This window comes from Cytobacillus oceanisediminis, from assembly GCF_007830235.1.
In the GTDB taxonomy this organism is placed as follows: Bacteria; Bacillota; Bacilli; order Bacillales; family Cytobacillaceae; genus Cytobacillus; species Cytobacillus oceanisediminis.
The window spans coordinates 1-26936 of record NZ_VLKI01000028.1 but is presented as its reverse complement, the minus strand read 5'-3'; the positions used below and the strand labels follow the sequence as shown (position 1 = coordinate 26936).

28 protein-coding genes and 1 tRNA gene are annotated in these 26936 nt (G+C 40.3%); 4 read left to right on the top strand and 25 right to left on the bottom strand.

Translation table 11 applies throughout. The annotated features are described in order from the left end of the window. Nucleotides 1–192: 192 nt before the first annotated feature. From IQ19_RS25465 to IQ19_RS25405, 13 genes are all read right to left on the bottom strand, one after another. Entirely contained in the window at nucleotides 193–918 is a 726-nt protein-coding gene (locus IQ19_RS25465) for a hypothetical protein (RefSeq protein ID WP_144546301.1), read from the bottom strand. 21 nt (nucleotides 919–939) lie between these two features. After that, nucleotides 940–1743, bottom strand: coding sequence for a hypothetical protein (locus tag IQ19_RS25460; RefSeq protein WP_144546299.1), 804 nt, complete (start codon nucleotides 1741–1743; stop codon nucleotides 940–942). Between the two features lie 63 nt (nucleotides 1744–1806). Then, nucleotides 1807–3069 carry a hypothetical protein gene (locus IQ19_RS25455; protein ID WP_144546297.1) on the bottom strand — a complete coding sequence of 421 codons (1263 nt, stop codon included), beginning with the start codon at nucleotides 3067–3069 and terminating at the stop codon, nucleotides 1807–1809. 62 nt (nucleotides 3070–3131) lie between these two features. Continuing rightward, nucleotides 3132–3779 carry a TadE/TadG family type IV pilus assembly protein gene (locus IQ19_RS25450; RefSeq protein ID WP_144546295.1) on the bottom strand — a complete coding sequence of 216 codons (648 nt, stop codon included), beginning with the start codon at nucleotides 3777–3779 and terminating at the stop codon, nucleotides 3132–3134. Beyond that, nucleotides 3776–4168, bottom strand: coding sequence for a TadE/TadG family type IV pilus assembly protein (locus IQ19_RS25445; RefSeq protein ID WP_144546293.1), 393 nt, complete (start codon nucleotides 4166–4168; stop codon nucleotides 3776–3778). The genes IQ19_RS25450 and IQ19_RS25445 overlap by 4 nt, the downstream gene beginning before the upstream one ends. 115 nt (nucleotides 4169–4283) lie before the next feature. After that, the gene (locus IQ19_RS25440) at nucleotides 4284–5687 is read right to left on the bottom strand and encodes a VWA domain-containing protein (protein WP_144546291.1); all 1404 of its coding nucleotides are present in this window, start codon (nucleotides 5685–5687) and stop codon (nucleotides 4284–4286) included. A gap of 108 nt (nucleotides 5688–5795) precedes the next feature. Then, nucleotides 5796–5993, bottom strand: a complete 198-nt coding sequence (locus tag IQ19_RS25435) for a hypothetical protein (protein ID WP_144546289.1) — start codon at nucleotides 5991–5993, stop codon at nucleotides 5796–5798. Between the two features lie 61 nt (nucleotides 5994–6054). Further along, entirely contained in the window at nucleotides 6055–6990 is a 936-nt protein-coding gene (locus tag IQ19_RS25430) for a type II secretion system F family protein (protein WP_144546287.1), read from the bottom strand. A gap of 3 nt (nucleotides 6991–6993) precedes the next feature. Further along, nucleotides 6994–7920 (bottom strand): type II secretion system F family protein, encoded by a 927-nt coding sequence (locus IQ19_RS25425; protein WP_144546285.1) that lies wholly within the window; start codon nucleotides 7918–7920, stop codon nucleotides 6994–6996. Then, nucleotides 7898–9271: a TadA family conjugal transfer-associated ATPase gene (locus IQ19_RS25420; protein ID WP_144546284.1), complete on the bottom strand. Its 1374-nt coding sequence runs from the start codon at nucleotides 9269–9271 to the stop codon at nucleotides 7898–7900. Before IQ19_RS25420 ends, IQ19_RS25425 begins: the two co-directional genes overlap by 23 nt. A 27-nt stretch (nucleotides 9272–9298) precedes the next feature. Then, a complete protein-coding gene (locus IQ19_RS25415; RefSeq protein WP_144546282.1) occupies nucleotides 9299–10462 on the bottom strand; it encodes a CpaE/TadZ family protein in 1164 nt (387 codons plus the stop codon). A gap of 59 nt (nucleotides 10463–10521) precedes the next feature. Next, complete coding sequence (locus IQ19_RS25410; RefSeq protein ID WP_144546280.1) at nucleotides 10522–11298, bottom strand: SAF domain-containing protein; 777 nt, start codon at nucleotides 11296–11298, stop codon at nucleotides 10522–10524. A 981-nt stretch (nucleotides 11299–12279) separates the two neighbouring features. Next, the gene (locus IQ19_RS25405) at nucleotides 12280–13278 is read right to left on the bottom strand and encodes an ABC transporter substrate-binding protein (protein WP_144546278.1); all 999 of its coding nucleotides are present in this window, start codon (nucleotides 13276–13278) and stop codon (nucleotides 12280–12282) included. 204 nt (nucleotides 13279–13482) lie between these two features. Between IQ19_RS25405 and IQ19_RS25400 the strand changes: the two genes are divergently transcribed. Next, the gene (locus IQ19_RS25400; protein WP_144546276.1) at nucleotides 13483–14109 is read left to right on the top strand and encodes a DUF421 domain-containing protein; all 627 of its coding nucleotides are present in this window, start codon (nucleotides 13483–13485) and stop codon (nucleotides 14107–14109) included. A 51-nt stretch (nucleotides 14110–14160) separates the two neighbouring features. Here the strand turns inward: IQ19_RS25400 and IQ19_RS25395 are convergent, their stop codons facing one another. The 3 genes from IQ19_RS25395 to groES form a co-directional block, all read right to left on the bottom strand. Continuing rightward, the gene (locus tag IQ19_RS25395; RefSeq protein ID WP_144546274.1) at nucleotides 14161–15348 is read right to left on the bottom strand and encodes a M14 family zinc carboxypeptidase; all 1188 of its coding nucleotides are present in this window, start codon (nucleotides 15346–15348) and stop codon (nucleotides 14161–14163) included. A gap of 433 nt (nucleotides 15349–15781) precedes the next feature. After that, nucleotides 15782–17413: a chaperonin GroEL gene (gene groL / locus IQ19_RS25390; protein WP_144546272.1), complete on the bottom strand. Its 1632-nt coding sequence runs from the start codon at nucleotides 17411–17413 to the stop codon at nucleotides 15782–15784. 66 nt (nucleotides 17414–17479) lie between these two features. Next, on the bottom strand, nucleotides 17480–17764 hold the full coding sequence (gene groES, locus IQ19_RS25385) for a co-chaperone GroES (RefSeq protein ID WP_009336289.1): 285 nt from the start codon (nucleotides 17762–17764) through the stop codon (nucleotides 17480–17482). A 323-nt stretch (nucleotides 17765–18087) separates the two neighbouring features. On the opposite strand from groES, the gene IQ19_RS25380 reads away from it, so the two are divergent. Next, complete coding sequence (locus tag IQ19_RS25380; protein WP_144546270.1) at nucleotides 18088–18822, top strand: CPBP family intramembrane glutamic endopeptidase; 735 nt, start codon at nucleotides 18088–18090, stop codon at nucleotides 18820–18822. A gap of 149 nt (nucleotides 18823–18971) precedes the next feature. Beyond that, on the top strand, nucleotides 18972–19175 hold the full coding sequence (locus IQ19_RS25375; RefSeq protein ID WP_144546268.1) for a YdiK family protein: 204 nt from the start codon (nucleotides 18972–18974) through the stop codon (nucleotides 19173–19175). A gap of 23 nt (nucleotides 19176–19198) precedes the next feature. On the opposite strand, the gene tatC is transcribed toward IQ19_RS25375, so the two are convergent. The 4 genes from tatC to moaC form a co-directional block, all read right to left on the bottom strand. Then, nucleotides 19199–19954: a twin-arginine translocase subunit TatC gene (gene tatC / locus IQ19_RS25370; RefSeq protein ID WP_110067737.1), complete on the bottom strand. Its 756-nt coding sequence runs from the start codon at nucleotides 19952–19954 to the stop codon at nucleotides 19199–19201. 16 nt (nucleotides 19955–19970) lie between these two features. Beyond that, nucleotides 19971–20141, bottom strand: coding sequence for a twin-arginine translocase TatA/TatE family subunit (gene tatA, locus IQ19_RS25365; RefSeq protein ID WP_144546266.1), 171 nt, complete (start codon nucleotides 20139–20141; stop codon nucleotides 19971–19973). Nucleotides 20142–20218: 77 nt separating this feature from the next. After that, nucleotides 20219–20863, bottom strand: coding sequence for a redox-sensing transcriptional repressor Rex (locus IQ19_RS25360; protein WP_144546264.1), 645 nt, complete (start codon nucleotides 20861–20863; stop codon nucleotides 20219–20221). A 26-nt stretch (nucleotides 20864–20889) separates the two neighbouring features. Further along, nucleotides 20890–21372, bottom strand: a complete 483-nt coding sequence (moaC, locus tag IQ19_RS25355) for a cyclic pyranopterin monophosphate synthase MoaC (RefSeq protein WP_144546323.1) — start codon at nucleotides 21370–21372, stop codon at nucleotides 20890–20892. A gap of 460 nt (nucleotides 21373–21832) precedes the next feature. Between moaC and IQ19_RS25350 the strand changes: the two genes are divergently transcribed. After that, nucleotides 21833–23755, top strand: coding sequence for an ABC-F family ATP-binding cassette domain-containing protein (locus tag IQ19_RS25350; protein ID WP_144546262.1), 1923 nt, complete (start codon nucleotides 21833–21835; stop codon nucleotides 23753–23755). A gap of 228 nt (nucleotides 23756–23983) precedes the next feature. Here IQ19_RS25350 and tsaD read toward each other — a convergent pair whose 3' ends face one another. The 5 genes from tsaD to IQ19_RS25325 all read right to left on the bottom strand — a co-directional run bounded on the left by tsaD (nucleotide 23984) and on the right by IQ19_RS25325 (nucleotide 26925). After that, nucleotides 23984–25015 (bottom strand): tRNA (adenosine(37)-N6)-threonylcarbamoyltransferase complex transferase subunit TsaD, encoded by a 1032-nt coding sequence (tsaD, locus tag IQ19_RS25345; protein ID WP_144546260.1) that lies wholly within the window; start codon nucleotides 25013–25015, stop codon nucleotides 23984–23986. Further along, the gene (gene rimI, locus IQ19_RS25340) at nucleotides 25012–25461 is read right to left on the bottom strand and encodes a ribosomal protein S18-alanine N-acetyltransferase (RefSeq protein ID WP_144546258.1); all 450 of its coding nucleotides are present in this window, start codon (nucleotides 25459–25461) and stop codon (nucleotides 25012–25014) included. The genes tsaD and rimI overlap by 4 nt, the downstream gene beginning before the upstream one ends. Before the next feature lie 18 nt (nucleotides 25462–25479). Continuing rightward, nucleotides 25480–26184, bottom strand: coding sequence for a tRNA (adenosine(37)-N6)-threonylcarbamoyltransferase complex dimerization subunit type 1 TsaB (tsaB, locus tag IQ19_RS25335; RefSeq protein ID WP_144546256.1), 705 nt, complete (start codon nucleotides 26182–26184; stop codon nucleotides 25480–25482). Further along, complete coding sequence (gene tsaE / locus IQ19_RS25330; RefSeq protein WP_144546254.1) at nucleotides 26181–26636, bottom strand: tRNA (adenosine(37)-N6)-threonylcarbamoyltransferase complex ATPase subunit type 1 TsaE; 456 nt, start codon at nucleotides 26634–26636, stop codon at nucleotides 26181–26183. The genes tsaB and tsaE overlap by 4 nt, the downstream gene beginning before the upstream one ends. 212 nt (nucleotides 26637–26848) lie before the next feature. Beyond that, nucleotides 26849–26925 (bottom strand) — tRNA-Asp (locus IQ19_RS25325). Nucleotides 26926–26936: the final 11 nt, after the last annotated feature.

Here is a 26936-nt window from a genome sequence, read left to right as displayed (position 1 = left end):
TGACATAGACATTCTGTTAACCGGAAAAGCATAGCTAACAACGATAGCCGTTAATGGAATCCCTCCATCTGAAAAAATCCATTCTGCCACTGAAAGAGAAACGACGTAAAAGAAGAGCGGTTAAATAAGTAAAATTGCTTCCAGTTTTTCTCTTTCTTAGACAATTCAAGCATCTCTTCTTGCAGATACCTTCTATCGGTATTGCTCCAGCTGCTGCTGAAACTCTCCTTCCTGAATAAGATCAGCTTCGCCATTCCACTTAAAGTATAGTTTGGCAACTGAAAATACAAAAAGCGGAAGCAGGAACATATTGAATATCATCATCGCCCAGTTCACTGCAGCCATTTGGCCTAAGATAATAATAGCTAAGTATGAGAACAAGTAAGAACCTAAAAAATCAGCTGCAGCAAACAATAGAAGCATGCCAAGCAGCGCTATGAAGTTTTCTTTCCCAAAGGATACTGACCTTTTTATGGCCATTGTTACAGTTTCGTCTTCAATAACTTTAACAAATGGAATGCCCATGAAAAGAACTAGCAGAATGACTCCAGGGATTATTAATAACAGTAACCCAATTGTTGTCACAACGGAAAATGGGATACTGATTAAATACGCAAAAAAGGCATATTTAATCGTATCTCCATATATTTTGCCTGTTTTTACTGTATGGGTTCTTGTATCCTGGCTGGCCAAGCTAATCATGGGGATAAGGATGATAAAAAGGCTCATTAGCATAAAAATGCTTTGGAAAATTGAAGTCCATAAAGACAGATTAAAAAACTCAAAAGGCATGGCAATAAAGTTAATGGCTAATGTATATATGGCTTGAATGGGAAGAATAATTGTAAAGCCAATCAGGATTACACGGAGGAAGTATTTTTTATATAATTCACTGCCCTCTTTTATTGCTTGCAGCAAAGCAAATTCCCCCTTTTAGATTTATCTTGGGTTACGCAATTTCCTATATACTAACACAGCATTTTTTTGACGCTCAGCCTCAAGATCATCGTTAAAAACAGAATGCCTAAGTTCACTCCAGCCTTTAGCGTCCTCTGAATTACTAGTAAACATATGTTTCTCGTATGGTTTTAATTTTCTGGCCAAATTTAGAGCAGTAAAGTTAAACAGCCCTTTTTTAGAAGAAACATAGTCATAGATTATCTTTCTTTCATTTTCTGTTTGAAGCTGAATATCATTTTGATGAACCTGTGCCCTGATCATGTCCACAAGGTATCCGTGCATTTCCTTTTCATCTTCCTCTGTAACCAGCAGGTCTTCCCGGCCTCTCTGCCAAAGCTGGTCAGCTTTTTTAACTGATTCTTCAATAACCTTCTGATTTTCAATGATTTTATCCGGCACCGGTTCAAAGATTCTATAAGCCCTTTCGACATCTTGTGGAAATGGGTCAAGCTTACTTTTTATCTCTTGCAAAATATCCTTTAATTTCACATAGTTCTCGATTCGATTAGCTTTAATCCACTTAGACCCGATATTTACAAATGTTTCAATGCATACATTGTAGCTATTAGTAATTACTGCAACTTCTTTTACAACATCGAAGCGTTGAACAGTACCATCATTCTCCATAATTAACTGTTCCTCAGCAGGAGCAAATGTAAAATAATAGTACAGTTTCCCGCCAATATTAAACTTGGCAGGAAACACATCCGGCGTTTCGTTTTCCTTGTAATATGGTTTTAGAGACTCTTTAATATTTTCCGGCAAGTTATGCATTCTGATCATGAATCTTCCCCCTATTACTAGCTGTGTTATTTAAGTAACTGTGTCTATTCTATAGGAGTTTATTTAGCTAAACCACCCAGAAACTGCCTTAAAGCCAGATTTTACAGCATCTACCCCGCCTTTAACTGCATTACTTACTGATTTGGCAGCATCCGAAACTAGTTTTCTTCTGTTTTTCCATGCACTTTTAATTGCTCCTGCATGCTTATAAATCTTAGCCCCGGCCCAAAGAGCCCCGCCGACTAAAGCAACTCCGGCAGCAATCGGTGCACCCACACCTGTTGCCGAAAGAACAACTGCCCCGGACATCAATGTTTCTCCTAAGCTGGCAATTCCGTCATTTGTTTTTCCATTTGCAAAGTTCATAACAGTTTCCGCTCCGGAAATCCCAGTACTGATTGCAGCCATCCAAGGGGCAGCTTTCCCCGCAAATCCTGTACCCATTTCAAATGTTTTTGTTGCATTTGAAAGGAATGATCCAGCATTCGCAGCTGTACTAAAGGAGCCTCCGGTAGTAGAAGCAGCCCTAGCAGCATTCCAGGCATTTCGAATATCAGCGGTTGAACCCAAAAACTTGCTAATGTGTTTTCCATTATCATAAGCAGACCAAATATCTACTCCCAGATTAACAGGCACACTCAACAATGATTCATTTTTAAACATTGCATCTAAACGATTTTTAACTATTCCCTTAGCAAGATCTCTGCTTAATCCATCTCCATACTTATTCCAATCTATATCTTGAATGGTATGCAGATACAAGCCATCGACAGCTGGAAAAAGCATGTCTTTCGTAATAAATTTAAAAGCCTGGTAATTCCCGTCATCTTCATACGGAAATGGCACGTGCTTGTTCGCCTCAGGATTGCCAGGATCCATGGTTCCCGTGTTGCCAATAGGATGTTCAACCTTCCCCGGCAGGTCTATGATGGGTGGATTAAATTGTGGAGGAAGGCCATTTTGCCCGCCGGAATTTCCAAACGGATCTGTTACAGTTCCATTTCCGGGCGTTGTTGTCCCCGGTATGAATTGCCCTGGATCAAACTCTCCTGGAGAAAATTCACCCGGGCTAAAATCTCCGGGTGTAAACTGACCAGGCGTGAACTGGCCAGGTGAAAATTGTCCAGGACTGAATGTACCCGGATTGAATTGCCCCGGACTAAATGTACCAGGATTGAATTCACCTGGAGAGAATGTGCCGGGGGAAAAGGTACCCGGAGAAAAAGTGCCAGGGCTGAAATTCCCTTGGGCAAGCGCCGCCACAGGTAGAAAGTTAATCAGTATTATGAAAGATGCTAGTAAGCAAGCTGCCGTTCTTTTAAACATAGTTTTGGTTCTCCTCTTCATTGCCTCATACTCCTTTCTTATCTAGCATTCAACTAACACTTTCACCATCCTAAAGCCTCTAAAAATGAAATTTCCGGACCTGTACCAACTTGTGAAACGTCGCTATCTTTTCCAAAATTAAGGCCATTGTAGTGAACTGCTTCAAACCTTGTCTCTGCTTCCACTACAATTCGGTATTCTTGGAATTCCCATTTATACTCACTGGCTGCATCATTACCGTGATTTTTTCCAATGGTTTTCTGCACAGAACTATCTATATAGCTTTCCGCATTCCTTACAGCTTGAAGTACTTGGTCGGAAAAGAGATGATCCTCTTTAATTTCGCTTGATAAAACATCATCGATGGCTTGAATACGCCGTTCATTCTTTGAAAGGAAAGGCTGGGAATACTTAAGTTTGTCTTCTCTCTCTTCCACTTTTTCCTCAATCGTTTTTAATATGTCTATGGTGCCTTCTTCTATATCAGCGTCTATTAACTTTTTGTAGCTTTTAACATCTTCATATACCTGTTCATACAATACACTTGTAGCTGCCAAGCTCGCATGCTCTGCCGCAATGGAAGCCTGCTCTTTTTTTGTAAAAGCCATGGCAATATTCAGAATGAGAATTAGCATTATTCCCACTATTGCGAAATTTGAAATGGTCAGAAGAACTCCGCTTCCCCGTTCATTATCTAAAAAACGCCTCATTTAATCACCCTGCTATTTACCTTGTGAGTAAGATTAATAGATGCTTTATTTCTCCATTCCTTAGGAATAAATACCAGCCCATGCCGGAGTTGAATAATGGCTTCAAATTCACCATTATAACCTGTATTAATATCAAATCCCTGGAATGTCATAGTGTCGCTTACTCCAATGGCATCACTGGCAATACTATAGGCTTCACTGTATTCTTCAGTCACCGCATAATACTTTGCTGCTTCATTCACAGCTGACTGAGCCTTCATCATGGTTAATCCCGAGGCAACCGCCTGCCATAATAATAGAAAGAAAAAAAGATAATAAGGCATGACCATTAGAAATTCGAGTGTCATGGAACCTTTTTCTTCCTGGAGTTTCTTTTTTATAATGGACATATGAACATCCCTCCTTTTTTCCAGATTGGCTCTGTTAATTAAATAATGGTAAATCGATATTTTTGCAGGAATAACTAGCATCTATTCCTGCAAAAATATCGATATTATATTCACTTTAATTTACGTTTTCACTATATTTCTTGTTGATTTCTTCTTTTACAGTCTCAAAGTTTTTATTAGCTAAACTTCTTAATTCTTCTCTGATTTGTTTGTTCATATCCATGACTTTGCTAAACCGTTCACTTGTTTTATCAGATAATAGCTGGAAAGCTTCCCTGCTAATATGGCCTTCATCTCTTAATACTCTCAAAGGCTCTCTAATATTGAATTTCTCGTACATGTTTGCCTCACTCCATTCACTTCCCATTCGTGGAATATCAGATAATAGCTGATCATACCTCTGACTGGAGGCATTGTTTACAGCATCTTTCTGCCATTCTGTCCACTTATCTGCAATTTCGCGGGCTCTATCCAATTCTTGATTTAATTGTTCTTGATTTCTAGCATTGCTATAAATCCCTTTAGCTGCTTGCGCTACTTCTTTTAATTGATTTTGGCCCTTAGCGTTAAGGTCAAAGCCTATTACATTCACAATCGGCTTTATATCGGAATCTGCCAGACTTTTAGCCATAGTAACCGGATCACCATCACATGTTTCCACTCCATCACTTACTAAATAAATGATATTGGTATTGGTATCGCTCTTATATGAACTTAAGTCTTTCTTGGCTTCTTCAATTGCTTTAGCAAGTGGTGTCCACCCAGCTGGCTGGAATTTATTTAAAGATTTCCCCAAAGCTTCAGCATTGTAAGAATTCATTTCATAAACCAATTCATTGCTCTTACAGGAAAGTTCTTTATCCTGATTTGAACTTGTACCCAGATGCCCATATACACGGAGAGCAATGTTTGTACCTTCAGGCAAGGATTCCGCAAACTCCTTAATGGACCCCTTTGCGATATCCATCATGGATCTTCCATCAATTTGATTTGCCATACTGCCGCTTGCATCAAGAAGGATTTCAACATTCAAATTATCTTTAAATTGAAACCGTTCATCTTCTATATCCGGACTGCCAAATGCTTCAACTTCAAGGACCCCCAGCACCTCTGCCGGATTTGCGTAGTCTTCATGAAATAGAGCAAGTGACTTCCTCCAATACAGTTCTATTTCTTGCTCAGTGGGATCTTTGCCTAGCTCGGGAAGTTCCCTCAGTCTTTCTACTGCTCCCTTTTGTTCTTCAGGAGTTAAGTCATCAAATCTTTTCCCTGAGAATTCTCCTGCCTCTGCATTAACTAGCTCTGTTACCGATTCGGAGGGTTTAGGAAGTTCAGCCAGCAGCTCTTCAATCGAAGGCTCACCTTCTTTTTCCTTTTCTGATTCTTGCTGATCTGCAACAGTCTCTTTCTCATTATTACTTGCTTTTTTAGAATCAGAATCTGGCTTATCTTCACTGCATGCTGATAAAAAAATAGCTGCCAGCAGAAAAATAAGTACGCGTTGAAGCTTCTTCCCCATAATGAAAAACACTCCCTAAACAAAAATGAATATTTAGCGGCAAGTTTGTGGGATCAATTGCCGCTAAATATTGATTGTAATCTTATTAAATTACTGTGAACCCAGGATCTATAAAGTATCAGCAATTTTGTCTAGAATACTATCTACAATTCCTTTAATTCCATTTCCATCAAATGCACTCCCGAGAAGCGCTGCAATGGTTACAACTACTGCTCCAACTGCTACCCATTCCAAAGTCTGAGCCCCTCGTTCATTGTTAAGAGCACTTGTTATTCTTTGATAAAGTTTGATTGAAACCTTTTTCATGGCTTAACACCTCCCTTCAAATAAAGTTCATTCCCTATTAATTTAATAAATTATAAAAATCCTAATTAAAAATGTTAATTATAGTGTCCTCGCCAGTAAACATGTTTAAAATAAGCAATCCGCCGATCAATAGCATAACAGTCGGCATGACGATGAAAGTAGTAATTAAAGTAATCTTTGGTGAAGCTTTTGCTGCCTCTTCTTTGATTTTCTCTCTTTTCATATTCCGCATTTCATTTGCCTGCAGCTTAAATGTAGTTGCTACAGGCACTCCGAGGCGCGATCCCTGAATCAATGATTTAATCAGCAACTGAAAAGCCTCATTATCATTTCTGTCCAGGAGATTCCTATATGCTTTCTCCCGGGGAAGCCCTAAATCTATCTCTTGGTTAAACCGCGAAAACTCTTCTCCTACAGGCCCATCAAAGTAAGGAACAATGTCCCTTAGTGCCTGGTCCAATCCAATGCCTGCCTGAAGGGTCACACTGACAGTATCAAGAAAGTCCGGCAAAACATAGCCAAGTTCATCCTGCCTTTTTTTAGCTTTGTTTTTAATCCATAAGATTACACTGAAATAGCCTGCAAGCGGGAGTGCAATAATCAAAATCTGGGACATAGGAAATTGGATGATAATTAGCATGAATCCGGCAACAAGCCCAACTATCAGAGCGAATATTTTCAGCCCTTGGAACCGTTCAACAGTCAGGCCATAAGGGTAGCTGGCCTGCATAAGCCATCTCTCAACATCCTGTGATTCACTGAAAAAATTCACCCTGTTTCCCAGTGAGGAAAAATCATCCGCGTAGTAAAACGTTTTTTCCAGCCATTTTTCACTGCTGCTTTTCCTTCTTTTTAAACTAAACCTATTTACAAATACATTGTCTTGTATATGCTTTTTTAAATCTTGTTTCTCAATCAAATAGTCATAGAATGACTTTAAACCAATAGTAAAAAGGAACAAGCTCATTAAAACACTAATCAAAATTAAAACATCCATAGCCTACACCCTTATGTTGGTAACTTTTCTAATTAAGAAGAAAGTTAAGAAAGTACCTATCAAAAATAACACTAATAGGACAAGCCCTATTCCCGTAAATAAAGGATCGATAAACCCTTCATTGATATTGTTCATGACCAGCAGTAAAAAGATGGGAAGGACAGGTACGATATATGCAACATATCTTTGCTCTGCAGTCATCGTTTTGATTTCCTGCAAAAGCAATTTTCTTTCTTCCATTGTTTTTCCCATTTCGTCCAGAACGGCATGGATGTTACCTCCAGCTCGTTTTTGAATTAAGAGGGATGCTACAAACAATTGATATTCCCTGGACGATATTCTTTTTTGCATATTTCTAAGTGCACGGTTAAAGTCGACCCCAAGCTGAAGTTCACTATGCAGCCTGCTGAATTCTGCCCTTGCAGGTTCATTCAGTTCCTGTGCGGCTATCCCAATGCCTTGTGTCAAGGTCATTCCGGAGCGGGTGGAGTTAGCTAAAATCCGGCAGATTTCAGGGAGCTGGTCATTCATCCTCTCTTCGTATTTGTTACGGCGGATTAAGAATAAGGCTCTCCTAGCCACTTCCATTAAAACGATTGATACGACAATGTTTATAGGAAACTTAATACTGAAAAAATTATTTAAGAAAAACGCAAATGTAATAGCGCCAAAAAATAATATTCCGTAAAATTCAGATGCCATTAAGTGAATGTTTGCACGTCTTAGCTGATCAATCGTTTTTTGACCCCTGCTGGTCCGGTCAAATTTATCACCCAGAACGAGAATGAAGCTTTTTCGGTTGTTGTTATGGCCGTACCATTTTCCAACTTTATTCCGCCACTCTTTTTTTGAGTTTCGATAGCCTAATAGATTGTATACTCCCCATAAACCGAAGAGGACAGCTAAACTATAAAGAATAGATATGGTCACTGTCCCTCACCTCTTCTTCTGCATGAAAAATTGATTCGTCTATATCTGCTCCAAAAATTCTTAATCTATCGAGACATTTAGGAATTACTCCGGTTGGTGTAAAGTAGCCTAATATTTTACCATTTCCATCGATACCCGTACGTTTGAATCTGAAAATTTCTTGAATCTCCGCTTCTCCGTTAGGGTTTTTTATGACTTCAGAGATTGAAACTAATTTCCTCTGTCCATCTGGAAGGCGTATTCCCTGTATAATTAAATCCAATGCTCCTACAATGTATTCTCTGATTACTTTTGAAGGCAGATCCATACCTGCCATGATAACCATACCTTCCACCCGCTTTAAGGCGTCAAGCGGAGAGTTGGCATGGACTGTAGTAAGAGAACCCTCATGGCCTGTGTTCATCGCCTGAAGCATATCAAATGCCTCTGATCCGCGAACCTCCCCAACAATAATTCGGTCAGGTCTCATACGCAGGGCGTTCCGCACCAGTTGCCGGATCGTTATTTCTCCGGTCCCTTCCACGTTTGGAGGTCTCGCTTCCATTCCGACTACATTGGGCCGGTCTAGCTTTAATTCCGCCGAGTCTTCGATTGTGATAACCCTTTCGCCACTAGGTATTGATCTGGCAAGGGCGTTAAGGAGGGTTGTTTTACCGCTGCCTGTCCCCCCCGAAATAAGGACACTCATCTTGGCAAAAACTGCGGCATTGATAAACTGCGCCATTGCTTCGTTTAAAGACCCGAATTCAATCAGATCGCTCATTTTAAAAGGATCGGCCCTGAATTTCCTTATAGATATGAGAGTCCCATTTAAACTAACAGGAGGAATAACTGCATTTACACGGCTTCCGTCTTGGAGCCGGGCGTCGACCATAGGAGAGCTCTCGTCGACACGCCTTCCGAGCGGCGCTACAACCCGGTCAATGATATGCCTTACATGAGCTTCATCACGAAACTGCAGATTAGTTAATTGCAATTGTCCTTTTTTCTCAATGTAGACTTCATTATGTCCATTTATAAGAATCTCTGTGATTTCATCATCTTGAAGAAGGGGCTCGAGCGGTCCAAAACCTACTGATTCATCGATTAATCGAGTAAGTAAAGTTTCTTTGTCGCTTCTGGAAATAATAACTTTTTCTTCAGTCATGAATTGGCTAATTAAACGCTCGATGGCTAACCGCATTTCTCCTTGTGTCAAGCTTGTCAGCTGTTCCAAATTGGTTTCTCTCAGCAGCCGTGTTTTATAATGTTCGATTAGTTCTTCGATATAAGGGCTGTCGTAAGCAGAATAGCTCACCTTTGACTTTGATGTTTCTGGGTGATGTTTCTCTGTACGTTTAAATAACGACATTCTTTCCCTCCTTCCCTGTCAAATCAATTATTTTAGAAGGGTTAATACCCACTTTCGAACGTCTTTTGCAACCGGTGTAAGTTTCTTCTCTTTCATTGTTTTTCTTAGTGGCTCCCCTTTATTAATAAAGGTTTGTACCCCTTTAATATCTCGTCTTACTTCAGCACTTACAGGAGCTGTCAGCAAACTTTTCACATCAGCCGGGGTCAATTCGTTCTCTCTTCCTTTTTGATTGACCACAATTTCCAGGCGCTCTTCTGTATCCATGCCCAGCCTTTTAAATAAATCTTCTACGTGTTTGAACACCTGAAGGGATGGAGTGTCCAAGTTCATAACATAGTAAATAACATCCGCTTCTTCCAAAGCTACATATGTATTGGATGTCATATTTGAAGGCAGGTCAACAATGACATAATCATAGCTGCGCCTGCAAGCCCTTAACAATTTGGTGAAGAAGTCTTCATTCAATCCCTCTGCTATCTCAGCATCTCTTGGGCTCAGCAGTATCTCCATTTTGGAGTTTGGTTCTTTCTCACTGACATTCCTTATATGATTCTCATTTAATTCATTAATAACAGGCTTTAAATCAGCAAGCGAGCGATTGCTTTCAATACCCAAGTACATATCAGCTCCGCCGAATTGCAGATTCATATCAATTAAAAGTACCTGAGCTGTAGATTCTAACTTAAGCGTCTGGGCAAATGTGCTTGCAAGAAGTGTTGCACCGCTTCCTCCCTTGCCGCTATAAAAGGAAAAAATCTGCCCTCTCCCTCTTCTTAAGCCCTGGTTAGAAACAGTGTTTTGTGTATTATGTTTGCTTTGTTCCTGCGCAATTAATAGTATTCTTTCAATTCGATCACTGAACTGGCTCATTTCATCCGGAAGAACAAAAAAATCAGTTGCTCCTGCTCTTGAAGCGTCTCTCAGCACCAGAAAATCCTGTTGTTTTGAAATAAAAACGATAATTATGTCCGGATATTCACTATGAATATATTGGACTAGTTCAATTCCTGATTCATCTTCTGGATTTACCAGCAATACTACATCAGGGGCAATCCGGTCAATTTCTTTTCTTACCTCAGAGGGAGCCGCCTGCTGAAGGCTAGAATATGCCTGAAGTGCCTGCTGTATAATCTGCTCACTGATTTGCTTATCGTCACTGACAAGCAGAATATTGCTTCCCGTAGCCATGTATTGTACCTCCGACATCAATATACTTTTTTGGCAATATTATTGAATTTGCAACTTGATTAATTTCCCTCTCCAGATGGTTTTTCGGCCGGTTTCTTCTCTGCCGGCTTTTTAGCTGGTTTTTCGTTAGAAGCTTTTTGCTCTGCTGGCTTCTCAGTTGGTTTTTCGGCCTGCTTCTCGGCAGCCTTATCTCCTTTAACAGCTTCTTGAGCCGGTTGGTCTTTACCTACGTTAGCCTTTAAAACTCTTATACTGTCTGCGTAATTTTGCATGTGAATCAGCTTAGGGGCATCCTCTTTGGAAACCTCGAGGCCGACACCCAGCAATTTTTTCTTATTATTTTCAGAAATCCTAGACACAAAAACATCCGACATAAAAATTTCTGTTTTTGGAGTTCCTTCGAATTGGTGCGAGACTACAATATCTACCCGATCATAATCTTCTAATTCTTCATCAAAAGATATTTTTTCACTGGCAAAAAGTCCAACAAGCCGATTATTCGGATCACCTGATTCCGCGAAATCCTTCAAAACACTCTTTGTAATAATTTCACCTTTTGCTAATGGAACTACAGATACTTTATTTGTTATTTCTTTTGGATTCTTTATATGCGAACCGTCAACAAAGAATTTATTTGGAAGATCGACAGTTTCTACATCTTCCGGTTTGATAATTACCCTAGAATCAATCTGTTCACTGGCAACATAAACCTTTGTGGTTCCACCCAGCTTATTATTAAGTTCACTTACTTTTTGAAGAAACATAAACCCGGCTATCAGGGCCAGGATTAATGAGATAGATATAAATATAATGGCTCTCCTCTTTGACTCTAACATCCTAAATCTTCTCTCCTAATTCTGGATATATTTTATTTATATGAAAAAATATGGAAACTAATTTCCTGCTATTTACCCCGTTTAAAATTATGTAAAACTGTATTTTTAAAAATTTTCCTTTTTTTATACTATATATTTACTATCATGCGTTCACATATCCGTCAAACTCACCTTTAAAAATGTCGAAATATGTCTGTAATTTTTTTCCTATAAACATTTCAAAACCAAGATTTTTTCCTAGGTATAAAGACTTATCTCTATAGAGGCTATGGAATGTATATTCATAAAATATTTTTTAATTTTCATCAAGTCTTATTACAATTATTACAAATTATAGGTCTTTAGGTTCGTTTTACTAAAAATTCCAACCTTTCAGCTGCCTTAATACTTAATTAGGTATTATTGATGATAGTAAAAATAATTTCGAAACTAAAAATTAATGTAATATTTCACTGACAGATGATTTATTTCACTATAAGTTTAAAAAGAGGTCTGTAGATAGTCGGATAAGTACTAAATACATGTTTAAACAATTATGGGAGTTTCCTTGTCCCTTAAATAGTCAGAATGGCATATCTCTATACAATAAAAAACTGCCTTCAAAATCGAAGACAGTTTTATTCTCTATAGCAGCTGCTCAAGGGTCTTTAATAACAAAATATAAATCTCTAACAATGAACTCTAAACAAAGCTCTGTTAAATTTGCCTGTTGATTTCCACTGCAGGCACTCCCTTTCCGCGGGCGGTCCGGGAGCCTCCTCGTCGCTTTGCTCCTGCGGGGTCACCCTTTGATCCGCACTCCCGCAGGACTTTGAATAAGCTTCCCTGAAATAACACCGCACGAAGGAAATGCGAATGCATTTTCGAGGAGCTCGTACCTTCCGCTCCAATCAACAGGGTGCTAAAAAACAACAATAAGCTTTAACAGAGCCTTAAACAAAAAACGATACAGCCAACTCCTTCTGGCTGTATCGTTTTATTTTATTCCCCTACCACCTTAGCATCCTTCAGCATCTCTTCCGTCAAAGTAATGCCCTGTTCTTCCGCAGCTTTTTTATTAATCACAAGCTCAAGGCTTTCAGGGTAACCGACTGGAATTTCGCTTGGCTTTTTGCCTTCGAGGATTTCAACGGCCATTTGGCCAGTTGTGTAACCAAGATCATGGTATTCAAAACCATAAGAAGCAAATCCACCGCGTTTTACAGAATCGCTTTCACCAACAAAGGATGGTATGTCTTTTTCATTTGCTACAGTAAGTACAGATTCAAGTGCTGAGACAACTGTATTATCCTTAGGAATATAAAACACATCTGCACGGCCTACTAAAGACTCTGCAGCCTGCTTTACTTCTGAGCTTGTAGAAATAGTTGTTTCTACTGCTTCAAGTCCAAGTTCTTCAATTGCTTCCTTCGCATGTTTTACATTCACAACCGAGTTAGGTTCTCCATCATTGTAGATGATCCCAACCTTTTTGGCATCTGGAACGAATGTTTTAATCGAGTTGATCGTATTCTTGATGGCATCTGGATGTGTGTCAGATGTCCCCGTAGCATTCCCCCCTGGCTCTTCCATGCTTTGTACAAGTTCCGCTCCTACCGGATCCGTAATGGCTGTAAACAGGATTGGAATATCCTTTGTAGACTGAACCACAGATTGGGCACTTGCAGTGGCGATAGCCAGGATTAAATCATTTTTATCTGCAACAAGATTCTGGGCAATGGACATGTTATTGTTCATATCTCCCTGTGCATTTTGGAAGTCTATTTTAAGGTTCTTTCCCTCTTCATAGCCAGCATCCTTTAATGCTGCTATAAAACCTTCTCTCGCTGAATCCAAAGACGGATGTTCAACAATTTGGGTTATCCCGATTTTCACCGTTTTCTTTTCAGCAGCTTCCCCGCTGCTTTCCTCGTTTCCTGATCCGCATGCAGCCAGCAATAATAAAGCTCCGCATACTAAAATGGCCATAATCTTCTTCATCCCTAATCCCCCCGGCAAATTTTTCTTATGTACCTATGATGTAATCTTGTAAGCGTTTCGAAAATTTTATAATATTTTGATAATAACACGTTTAATGACATTGAAACAATAGGAAATCTATTATTAGTTAAATAAATATATAAAAGCCAATAAGCAGCAGCTTATTGTGGGAGACTATTAAAAAACATGCAAAGGAGGATAACGATGGGATTTGACTGGATCTGGGAACCAATCCTTGTTGTGATTGGCGGTACCTTGCTGTTAAGGCTGGCAGGCAGAAAGTCCATTTCGCAAATGACTTTGGCTCAGGTGGTTATCATGATCGGCATCGGTTCTTTATTAATCGAGCCTGTTTCAGGAGACAGCATTTGGACCACTCTTGCTGTTGGCCTCATTCTTGTCCTTACATTAATCATCATGGAATACGTACAAATCAAATCCGATAAATTTGAGAAATTCATTACAGGACAATCCAAAATTATTATTGAGGAAGGAGAACTAAATGAGGAAAACTTGAGAAAACTGCGCTTTACAGTTGACCAGCTGGAAATGAAGCTGAGGCAGCATAATGTGGCCGTAATCAGTGACGTAAGATGGGCAACCCTGGAGCCAAACGGCCAGGTTGGCTATGAATTAAAGGAAGAGGCCCAGCCTGTCACTAAAAAGGAATTCCAGCAGCTTCAAGCCGACGTCCAACAGCTGATTAATTTATTAGAACCCGCATTTTCCAAGGGTTTCTCCATTCATATCCTTCCAGAAAATAAAGAGGATATTTTTACAGAAATAGCTGAAGAATCTCCCAAAGACAATATACCTGGACATTTGCAGTAAATATAAAAAGCTGATGTTCTTGTCAGAATCATCAGCTTTTTACTAGTTTACTTAATAACGTTCCCTGTTCGGAATTTCATTATATTCCTCTGGATTTAAATTATAAACACTACCATCTGCCACACCATTGATGATTCCCATTACACCAGTTTCTACCGTTTTAACTAGCTGCCCCTTCATTTTTTGGCCATAGTTCTGCGTTTGGCCCTTTACCTCAAATAAGACAACCCCGCTTCCGTTTAATGCGAAGGATCCCAAGGCTGTTCCAGGCAAGTCTAGATCTTGGTCGTATAAAGAGATATTTGTAAACACAGAATTGCCTTTTTCTTGGAGTGCATCATAAAGCGCAACATTTAGCTGGCGGGAAAAATCAAAACGGTATTTCTCCGCATATTCGTTATACTTTGCACCCTCTTGAGAGCTTGGATCTGGTACAAAGTCTGCAGAAATGGACATGGTCACCTCTGTATCCGTTCCTTCAATCTTATAGAAGTTTTGGTGATGGAGGTCTAAAAATACTTCTACCTTTCCAAATTCGTCTTGTAAACTCTTATAAACATCTCGGACTGTTTGCGACTCAGGTGTAATATACCAGCCTGGTGTACTTGAATTACCCGGAAAGTCCTCTGCTTTAGGTACGTAATTTAAATCAGGATTGAAGTCACGGTTTACATCAAATCCTGGAGCTGTGGAATAGTTGTCCCCTTGCAGGGTGCGGGTATAATAGTTCCATGTTGGCTGCGCACTATGTAATTGAGGGAACTGTTCCCGAACTTCTTCCCATGTCATGACATTACCGCGCCTGTCCAATTCAGATCCGTCAGCGTTCATCATCGGAATAGCTACAATCGTTAATTCTTCCCTAATTCTTTTTGCTTCCTCTGATTGGCTTGAGCCCAAAAATTGAAGAATATTCAGTAAAGCGGCAGTACCTGTCTTTTCATTTCCATGGATTTCACTCTGTACCAGTACAACCTTATCTCCATGGCCTACCCGGACAGAAAAGATATCTCTATCCTGATTGGTTTTCCCTGCTGATTCCACCTCGACTAGCCCATTGGATGATTTTTCGATCAGGTTTAACTTTTGCTTCATTTCTTCATAATCAACAAAACCATTGATTGATACATTTTCTTCTGTAACAGGTTTTGCACCCTCAGCAAAACTCACTTGGGGAACAAGGATTGATGCTGCCAGTGCTGCTGAACTTAGGACTTGCCATAAAGTCTTTTTCTTCATTTTCAAACCTCCCATTGAAATGTTTACTAAAGCTAAAACCATAAGCCGGCAATTTAATTCGAAAACCGAATTATTAATATCATGCCTTTTCAAATGGGGATTGTAAATCAGCTAATAGAATTAATATTCAGATAAATAAATATCCTACATTTTCCTTATTGGATAAGTCTTTGATCACATAAAAAAGGACTGCGGAAATTTCCGCAGCCCTTTTTAATTAGGATTTATTTTTAATCTATATACCCTTCTTCTTTCAGAAAATCCACAGCTACATCTTCAATAACACTTGTGAAACTTAAAATACTATACTTCAAAAATAAAAAAGGCCCCCCACCAGTTTCTGCGAACTGATGAAAGACCTTTTTATTATTCAGCATTTTCTCAGTATGAGCAAATGATGGGCATATACCTTTTGTAAAGGTTTATATGCTTATTACATCATGCCGCCCATTCCGCCCATTCCGCCCATATCAGGCATTGCAGGAGCAGCGTTTTCTTCCGGCTTGTCAGCAACAACAGCCTCTGTTGTTAAGAACATAGCCGCAACAGATCCAGCGTTTTGAAGAGCTGAACGAGTTACTTTAGTTGGGTCAACGATACCGGCTTCGATCATGTTTACCCACTCGCCAGTAGCAGCGTTGAAGCCAGTTCCAACTGCTTCGCGTTTTAAGCGGTCAACAATGATAGAACCTTCTAGTCCGGCATTGTGAGCGATTGTGCGGACTGGCTCTTCCATCGCACGCAATACGATGTTAACACCAGTTGCTTCATCGCCTTCAGCCTCGATAGCAGCCACTTTATTGTATACGTTTAGAAGGGCAACACCACCACCGGAAACGATGCCTTCTTCTACAGCTGCACGTGTAGAGTTAAGGGCGTCTTCGATGCGAAGCTTGCGCTCTTTCAATTCAGTTTCAGTTGCAGCACCAACCTTAACAACTGCAACACCGCCAGCAAGCTTAGCTAGGCGCTCTTGTAATTTTTCGCGGTCAAATTCAGAAGTTGTTTCTTCCATTTGAGTACGGATTTGGTTCACACGTCCGCCGATTTGCGCGCTGTCTCCAGCACCTTCAACGATCGTAGTGTTTTCTTTTGTAACAACTACTTTAGTAGCACGTCCTAAAGAGTCGATTGTAGCAGACTTAAGGTCACGGCCAAGCTCTTCTGTAATCACTTCACCGCCAGTTAGGATCGCGATGTCTTCTAACATTGCCTTACGGCGGTCACCGAAGCCAGGAGCTTTAACAGCAACTGCATTGAAAGTTCCGCGAAGCTTGTTAACTACCAATGTAGCCAATGCTTCACCTTCAACATCCTCAGCTACAAGCAATAGTGGCTTGCCTTGCTGTACAACCTGCTCAAGGACAGGAAGGATTTCCTGGATGCTAGTAATCTTCTTATCAGTGATTAAGATATAAGGGTTTTCAAGAACCGCTTCCATCTTATCAGAATCTGTTACCATGTATGGAGAAGCATATCCGCGGTCGAACTGCATACCTTCTACCACATCAAGCTCAGTAGTGAATCCTTTAGATTCTTCAATTGTGATAACACCGTCGTTGCCAACGCGCTCCATAGCTTCAGCAATCAATTGGCCAACTTCATTGTCAGCTGCAGAAATCGCTGCAACTTGAGCAATTGATTCCTTGTTTTCAATTGGTTTTGAAATAGCTTTTAATTCTTCAACAGCAGTAACAACCGCTTTTTCGATACCTTTGCGGATACCCATTGGGTTAGCGCCTGCAGTAACGTTCTTAAGTCCTTCACGGATCATCGCCTGTGCAAGAACTGTGGCAGTTGTTGTACCGTCACCAGCAACATCGTTTGTTTTGCTTGCAACTTCAGCAACAAGCTTCGCACCCATGTTTTCAAAAGCATCTTCTAATTCGATTTCTTTCGCAATTGTAACACCATCATTAGTGATTAACGGAGAACCGAATTTTTTCTCAAGAACCACGTTGCGTCCTTTAGGTCCAAGAGTTACTTTTACTGCATTTGCAAGGGAATCTACACCGCGAAGCATCGCGCGGCGAGCTTCTTCACTAAATTTAATCTCTTTAGCCATTTATAAAAAACCTCCTCTAATTTTTTAGCTTTTTATCGGTTTTTAAAATCTAACGTACTTAGGCTATTAGCCAATTACAGCAAGAATATCGTTTTCACGTAAAATTAAGTATTCTTTGCCTTCGTACTTCACTTCAGTACCAGCATATTTTGAGAAGATAATGCGGTCTCCGTCAGCAACTTCAAGAGCAACGCGCTCACCATTTTCAAGAACGCGGCCAGTTCCCACAGCTACAACTTTACCTTCTTGAGGCTTTTCCTTAGCAGTGTCCGGCAGTACGATGCCGCTTGCAGTTTTTTCTTCAGTTTCAACAAGCTCGATAATAATTCGATCACCTAGTGGCTTTAACAAGTGAAACAACCTCCTCAAATAATATGTAAATATTTTTATTTATTAGCACTCTCTCTAATCGAGTGCTAACACAATTATTATATTAATGAATCTCATTTCCATTTGCAAGGGTGAAGCTTAAATTTTTTAAAAAAATTTGCACCGTCCAAAACACGTCAAAATTCGACACAAACAACCCACTAAGTATGCTTCATTTGTATTCTTTTTAGTCAGTCAGCTAAAAAATCCGTGATACAGTGCTGAGATTTGAAACCGACTCCTTTTTAAGAGTAAAATGGCTTTAGTACATGTATTAAAACCATCAATCTTAAGGGGTAAACATTTTGAAGAAGGAATACTGGATTATTTTAATAGCTTATATAGCTATGCAGCTTTCAAGTCTTTTCGGCGTTCCGCTGATCATGTTAATTGCAGACTTCCTGGGACAGAATCCCGAAAACATGCACATACTGGCGGTAGCCTATTGGCTGGTCATCAGTTTCACTATTACATTGGTCATTACCCTTCTTTTACTGAGAAAAGAGATGAAAATGGGCTTGGCCCCAAGAGATGCTTCTTCTGCAGCAAGTGCAGCTGGCTGGGCAATTGGAGGCATATTTTTAGCATTAATCGCTCAAGCTACAGCTGCAAGCATTGAAAACATGATCGGCGTTGAAATGGGATCTGAAAACACACAGCAAATCATCCGGATCATTGAAGCCTCCCCTGTCGTAATCTTGATTAGTTCAGTTGTTGGGCCCATCCTGGAAGAAATCGTATTCAGGAAGATTATTTTCGGTTCTCTTTATAAACGATTTAACTTCTTCCTATCTGCCTTGATCAGCTCTGTAATTTTTGCTCTTGCCCATTTTGAACCTGAACATATTCTTCTATATTCGGCCATGGGCTTTACCTTTGCTTTCCTATATGTAAAAACAAAACGGATAATCGTACCGATTTTTGCCCACGTCGCCATGAATACTCTTGTTGCAGTCATTCAGCTTAATCAGGGCAACCTGGAGAAGTGGATGAAGGAAATGGAAAATGTACAAAGCTTTATCAGCTTTATCGCAGTCTAACGGGCAGTAAGCCGCCACTATCGATTTCAGTAATAGGACGAGGTACGATAATGATAGCCAACTGCCCGTAAAGGCCCGATTTGTTCAACTAACACTCAGCGAAGAAAACCGCTCCGCTGAGTGAAGTTTCACTTTATTGGAGGATTTTGATGAGAAGCACACCTTTGTTTTCAGGCATCGTTTACATCCTGCTGGGATGTCTTTTTACCTTTATAGCCATTCAGAATATACAGCGTGAAGAAGCATGGGGATTCTTCACCTATTTTCTAATCATTATTGCCACATTCGATCTTGGCACAGGCCTGCGAATGGTTGGTTTCCATTTTAAAATGAAAAATAAAAACAAAAAATGAGCCTGTGATAAGGCTCATTTTTTTTATGATTGTTCACTTTCAATTTCCTGCAGCTTCTCTGCTTCCAATACTTTTTTATAGGAAATGCGAGAGATAAAAATACTGACTTCATATAAAAGCAGCAGCGGTATCGTGACCATCATATGGGATAAAAGATCAGGCGGTGTAATAAAAGCTGCTATCACTACTAGTACAAAGTATGCATATTTCCTTATTTTCACCAAGTACATTGGCGTGACAATTCCCAGCCTTGTTAAAAACATAACCACAACTGGAAGCTGGAACAGCACTCCAAATGGAATGGTCAGCTGGAAAAGGAATTGAAAATATTCATTTATCCCGATTACTTGATTGATATCCAGCCGATTGGCAATTGAAGTCATGAACTCGACTACAAATGGAAATAAAATAAAATAAGCAAATGCGATTCCGCCGACAAACAGAATGACAGAAACAGGTATATAGCTAAGCGTTACTTTCCGCTCTTTATCTGATAACCCCGGACTGATAAACGCCCATAGCTGATATAAAATCACTGGTGATGTAATAATAAAAGCGATCAGAAAAGCAAATTGCATATAAATTTTAACCGGATCGGTTAACCGGAAAGCATTCATCGTCAGTTCCTTCGCTTCATCTGCTTTTTGCAAATAGACAATCAGCGGTTCAGCCAGGAAAAAGCTAAATATCACCGCGATAAAGAAAAAAATAACGGAAATGACTATCCTTTTTCTTAGTTCGCCTATATGTTCATATATCGTCATATCATTATGACTCATAACTATTCATCCTAACTTACTTAGCATCTTTTTTATCGTCATCATCCGCTAAGCCTTTTGCTGCGTTTTTAAATTCACGTAAAGTACTCCCAGCTGCTCTCCCCAATTCCGGAAGTTTCTTTGGGCCAAAAATAACTAATGCAATCAATATAATGAGTATGAGGCTACCAGGTCCAAGATTCATCATTGCCGCACACCTCCCCTTACCTATAATAGCGAATCCATAACAATCTTCAACTGTTTTCTATTGGAATGCAGGACAGCTTACGTTTCTGCCGGATAATTTTTCAAGAAGTAAACCAGTGACTGCAATTCAACAGCCAGGTCTATATGGTGAATCCGAATGGACGACGGCACAGTCAGCCTGGCAGGCGTAAAATTCAGGATGCCTTTAATATTGGCTTTAACCATCCGGTCTGTAATCGCCTGGGCAGGCGGTGCCGGCACTGTTAAGATAACCACCTGAATATCATTTTCTTCAATGACCTTTACCAGATCATCCATATGATAGACAGGCACATCCCCTATCTTCGTCCCTACCTTGTTCTCGTCTACGTCAAAAGCAACTTCTATTTTTGTATTATTATTCTTGAGAAAATTATAATTTAAAAAGGCCGTACCTAAATTACCTACTCCGACCAAAGCGACTTTAGTCAGTTCATCCTGATCAAGGGTTTTACGGAAAAAGGATAGCAGATAATTTACATTATAGCCGTAACCTTTTTTCCCTAACGCACCAAAGTAAGAAAAGTCCCGGCGGATTGTTGCCGAATCCACCTTAACCGCTTCACTGAGTTCCGCTGATGAAACCCTTTGTTTTCCCGAGGAGTGGAGGTTTTTAAGAAAGCGATAATATAAAGGAAGCCGTTTAGCTGTGGCTTGCGGTATTTTCATTGGTTCATTGGCCATTCGTCCATCTCCGTCCCTATAATGTATTAATCTCTTTTAAAATCTCCGTTTTTTCCGCCTGTTTTTTCTATTAAAAAGGTTGGTCCGATTACCATTCCTTTATCTACTGCTTTACACATATCATAAACAGTTAGAGCACAAACAGAAGCTGCTGTTAACGCTTCCATTTCCACACCCGTATTTCCTTTCGTCTTTACAGAAGCAGTGATGAGCAGAATATATTCTTCCTGCCCGGTTTTCCATGAAAAAGAAATATCCACTCCAGTCAGCGGCAGCGGATGGCACATCGGAATAATATCCCATGTCTTCTTGCTGGCCATGATGCCGGCAACTTGTGCAACAGAAAGCACATCCCCTTTTTTCATAGTATTGGATGTAATCTTTTCATATATTTCTTTATTAACAGTTATGCTTGATTGGGCAATGGCTGTCCGCGCTGTTTCAGGCTTGTCGCTGACATCCACCATTTTTGCTCTGCCCTCTTGATTAAAATGGGTAAAATCTGCCATCAAAAAACACCTCTCTCCAAAATCATACACTATTTTACCCCATCTTTGTACGTGCTTTGTATGCTTCTTCACATATTTCTTTACTATTTTCCAATAAAATATTTCCATTCTGCACCTGCAGGATAAAAGGCCTTCCTCCTTTACCCCGCATTAACGGACAGTAAGTTCCTTTATCAAAAAGTAAACTTGAGAATAGTTCTTCAATGGACAACTGTCTATAAATGCCCAAATAGATGAACTCAGACTAATAGCGCCACATCCTCCCAAAAGCTGCCGCTTTTGGTCGTGCGATGTATCGCTGCCGCAGCTTTCCTTGTCCTGTCGCATCGTCTGAGTGACCGCCTCGTGCGGGCCTCAACTAACCATCAACATGTAAAACATTCCGTTGATGGAAGTTTCACTTTATTGCCGAACATATATGAATAAGTTACACTTACTCTATACTATAGAGGTGAAAATAATGATACTTTTACAAGTAAATCAGCTAACGAAAAATTTTGCTGCTGATCCTATTTTAACGAATATAAAGCTTGAAGTACAAACCAGGGACCGGATTGCCCTAGTCGGACGGAATGGAGCAGGCAAATCTACCCTTTTAAAAATAATTGCCGGCCATATGGCGTATGATTCCGGCGACATCATTAAACCAAAGGAAGTAACGATTGGATACCTGGCACAAAATACAGGCCTTGAATCCAACCTTTCCATTTGGGATGAGATGCTGACAGTGTTCGAGCATTTACAGAAGCAGGAAAAACAGCTGCGCCGGCTTGAAGAACAAATGTCAGATCCTGACGCCATGAATAATTCTGATGCATACGATCGAATCTTAAATGAATATGACAAACTTCAGGTAGAATTCAAAGAAAATGGCGGCTACCAGTATGAAGCGGATATCCGCTCCATTCTTCATGGGCTGAACTTTAGTTCTTTCAGCTACGATACGAAAATTTCATCCTTAAGCGGCGGCCAAAGGACAAGGCTGGCCCTTGGAAAACTTTTGCTTACAAAGCCCGATATTCTCATATTGGACGAGCCTACAAACCACCTGGACATTGAAACATTATCATGGCTTGAGCAATACTTGCATAGCTATGACGGTGCCATTCTAATTGTTTCGCATGACCGTTATTTCCTGGATAAAGTTGTTTCCCAGGTATACGAAATTTCAAGGCACCAAATCCGTAAATTTCCTGGAAACTATAGCTCCTATTTGGACCAAAAAGCGGAAAATTTTGAACGCGAAATGAAGCAATTTGAAAAACAGCAGGAAGAGATTTCAAAGCTTCAGGATTTTATCCAGCGCAACCTTGCCCGAGCCTCTACAACCAAACGAGCCCAAAGCCGGAGAAAGCAGCTTGCCAGAATGGAAGTGATGGACAGGCCGCTTGGAGACGAGAAGTCCGCCTCCTTTGGCTTTAATATTGAAAGGCAGTCTGGCAACGAAGTTTTAAATGTAAACTCGCTCGCTGTCGGATATGAAGATAAAGTTTCTGAAAATATTTCCTTCCGCCTTGCCAGAGGAGACAGCATTGCCCTTGTAGGGCCGAATGGAATCGGCAAATCCACTTTACTGAAAACGATTGTGAAAAAGATACCGGCTCTTTCCGGTGATATTCAATATGGATCCAATGTAACAATCGGATACTATGACCAGGAACAGGCTGAGCTCAACAGCAATAAACGAGTTCTAAACGAATTATGGGATGAATATCCGCTGAAGCCTGAAAAGGAAATCCGCACGATCTTAGGCAATTTTCTATTTTCCGGTGATGATGTCCTTAAAACCGTATCAACTCTTAGCGGCGGCGAAAAAGCCCGCCTGGCGCTGGCAAAGCTCATGATGCAGAAAGCTAATTTCTTAATCCTGGATGAGCCGACAAACCATCTTGATTTGGATAGCAAAGAAATCTTGGAAAATGCTTTAATCGACTATCCGGGAACTATTCTTTTTGTTTCCCATGACCGTTATTTTATCAACAGAATAACTACAAAGGTGATAGAGCTCTCCAGCAGCGGTGCAGCTGAATATCTTGGGGATTACGATTATTATGTTGAAAAAAAGCAGGAGCAAGAAGAACTGCAGGCGTTTGATCTAAATGACAATGCGCATTCTGCACAGCCTTCAAAACAGGAAAAAAATAATTATCAGCTAGATAAGGAAGTAAAAAAACTCGAAAGACAAAGAAAAAGAAGGATGGAAGAAATCGAAGAGCAGATAGAAGCTTTGGAAAAGAAAATCGAAGATTATGATCAGCTTCTCTGCGATCCCGAAGTTTATCAAGACCACCAAAAAGTATTGGAAATAACAAAAGAAAATGATGATTTGAAAGCAAAGCTGGAAGAACTAATGGATGAATGGGCAGCTTTAGCAGATGATTAATGTAGGAAAATTCATAACTTTTAGACTGGTAGGATAGTCACTGCCAGTCTTTTTTATTATCCACAAAGATAACCACAAACAAAAGTCGATTATATTCAGTCTCCACAGAGTTTTCCACATTATCCACAGAATCATGGTGTTTTATCCACATTATCAACATAAAATTCAGAAAATGACCATTTTATCCACAAAAAAAGCCCCCAGGACAACCGGGGACTTTTACCTATATTATTTATCATTGTGGATAGCAATATCCAAGCCTGGGTTTGCATTTAAATCCAAGCCCGAATGAATGCCTTTTTCAAATAAAATACTGCCTGCCGCTGCAATCATGGCTGCATTATCTGTACATAAAGACAGTGGCGGGATAATTAACTCAATGCCCGGATTATTTGCAAACTTGTCCTCCAATGCTGCACGCAACCCTTTATTCGCTGCAACACCGCCTGCCAGCAGAAGTTGTTTAACCTTATATTCATCCATTGCTCTTCCCGTTTTCGTCACTAGTACATCTATGACACTTTGCTGAAAACTTGCCGCAAGATCCTCGGGGACAATTTTCTCCCCACGCTGTTCAGCATTGTGGACAGTGTTAATAACTGCTGATTTTAAGCCGCTGAAGCTAAAATCATAGGACCCTTCTTCCAGCCAGGCCCTTGGCAAATTAATCGAAGGCTCCCCCTCATGTGCAAGCCTGTCTATATGCGGCCCTCCCGGATATGGAAGGCTCAATGTTCTTGCTACCTTATCATAAGCCTCCCCTGCAGCATCATCCCTTGTTTCGCCAATCACTTCAAAATGGCCATGTTCCTCCATATAGACAAGCTCTGTATGGCCTCCTGATACAACAAGAGAAAGCAAAGGAAACTTCATTTCAGCAACTAAGCGGTTAGCATAAATATGCCCTGCAATATGATGCACGCCTACAAGCGGTATCCCATGGGCAAAAGCAATCGCTTTTGCAGCATTTACACCGATAAGGAGTGCCCCAACAAGGCCAGGCCCTTCAGTTACAGCAATTGCAGATAGATCCGAATAAGTAATTCCTGCCTGGTTTAATGCTTCTTCCAGTACAATAGTTATTTGTTCGACATGGTGGCGGGAAGCAATTTCCGGGACTACTCCGCCGAACCGTTTATGGCTTTCTATTTGGGATGCAACAACATTAGCCGCCATCTCCCGGCCATTCTTAATGATGGCAACTGCTGTCTCGTCACAGCTCGTCTCTATTCCCATGATCCATTGATCTTTTTTATTCATAAATTCACCCACATTATTAAAGCATCCTCTTGATTGTCAGTATAATAGTTCTTTCTAATTGCCCCATCCTGGAAGCCGAGTTTGCGGTATAAGGACTGTGCTGTAAAATTGGATACCCTGACTTCAAGGGTCATCGTTTTGGCACCCATTTCAACGGCAACCTCAATTATCTTGCGCATTAGTGCTTCACCAAGTTTCCTTCCCCTATATTCGGGCAGCAGTGCAACATTGGTGATATGAGCTTCATCCACTACTATCCAAACCCCGCAATAGCCTATCACTTTATCCTCTTCTTCTAAAACTACGTATACGGCAAACTGATTCTGTGTTAATTCGTTATAAAAAGCTTCCCTGCTCCAGGGAGTAGCAAACGATTTGTGTTCAATTTCCAAAACATCATCAATATCCTGCTCATTCATAAAACGGAAAGTTAAGGACTTATTCATGCTTTCGATTCCTCATCACTATAGCTTTTTTTCTTTGTTCGCTTCTATCCAATTGGCCTCAGCTTCCGCAAGACGAATATAATTCGGAACAAAAGAATGAACTTCCTCACCCTCTCGGTCTCTGCCTAATAAAGCAAGTTCCGCAGGCCTTGGGTTGTGTTCCGTAGGTGCTGCATATACAGCTTGATCTTTGAGTGTTTCCTCAAAAATATCTTGATGCAGCGGCAAATCATTTCCTATGAAAAGCACATTCTCATTTTGCTCAGAAAGCTGGTCAGCCCAATCTTTAGAAAGAAGCAGCTGGTCTTTCACAAGAGTAACTAACTGACCTTCCTTATATCGATACAGACCTGTATAAATCTGTCCTCTCCTGGCATCGAATAAAGGGGATACTACCCCATCAAAGTACCTTCCTGCAGAAGCAGCAAAAATCTCCAAGCTTGATACTCCTGCCAACGGTATATTTAATGTCCATGCAAGTGTTTTGGCTATAGTTACACCAATGCGAACTCCAGTATAAGAACCAGGCCCTTTCGCAACCACGATTTTATCTAAATCAGCTGGTTTGACATCACAATCTTTCATTAACATTTCAATAGCCGGCATAACCCGGACAGAGTGATTCTTCTTCACATTTGTAATATATTCGCCTATTACCTTATCACCCTCAAGGAGGGCCACTCCTAGAGGATAATTGGATGTATCGATGGATAGCACCTTCATGACATAATCTCCTTACACAATTCCTCATATCTCATTCCTTTTGGTTCCAAAACCAGCCTTCTTGATCCGTTGTCTCCCAAATATAAATTAACCGTCAACAATTCATCAGGAAGCTGGTCTTTAATTAAATGAGCCCATTCTACAACTGTGACCCCATTGCCTTCAAAATATTCATCAAATCCCAGATCTTCAAAGGAATCTTCCACTCTATACACATCCATATGATAAAGAGGCAATCTTCCCTGGTATTCCTTTATAATCGTAAAAGTTGGACTATTCACATTCCTGATTACACCCAGGCCCTGTGCCAGCCCCTTTGTAAATGTCGTTTTGCCTGCACCTAAATCACCTTCCAGAGCAAGAACATCCCCCGGCTGGAGCAGGCTGCCAAGTCGTTTTGACAATCCCATGGTATCCTCTGGCTGGTTCGAGATAAACTCAAACTGACTCATATTATTTCATCACCTTTAATGGTTTAATCTGCGTATGAACAAAAAAACCTTAGGATAAATCCTAAGGAGAATAATCTATATGTAGTGTACATCATTTTAAATCAATGGGCAAAGCATGCCATCTTTCATTAGTCGGTGCACTAGAACGAAGACTAAAAAAGACATAAAAAAAGACGAAACCTTGTTTCGTTCTTTAATTAAAGCTATAAAAATGGCGGTCCGGACGGGACTCGAACCCGCGACCTCCTGCGTGACAGGCAGGCATTCTAACCAACTGAACTACCGGACCAGATTGCGGGG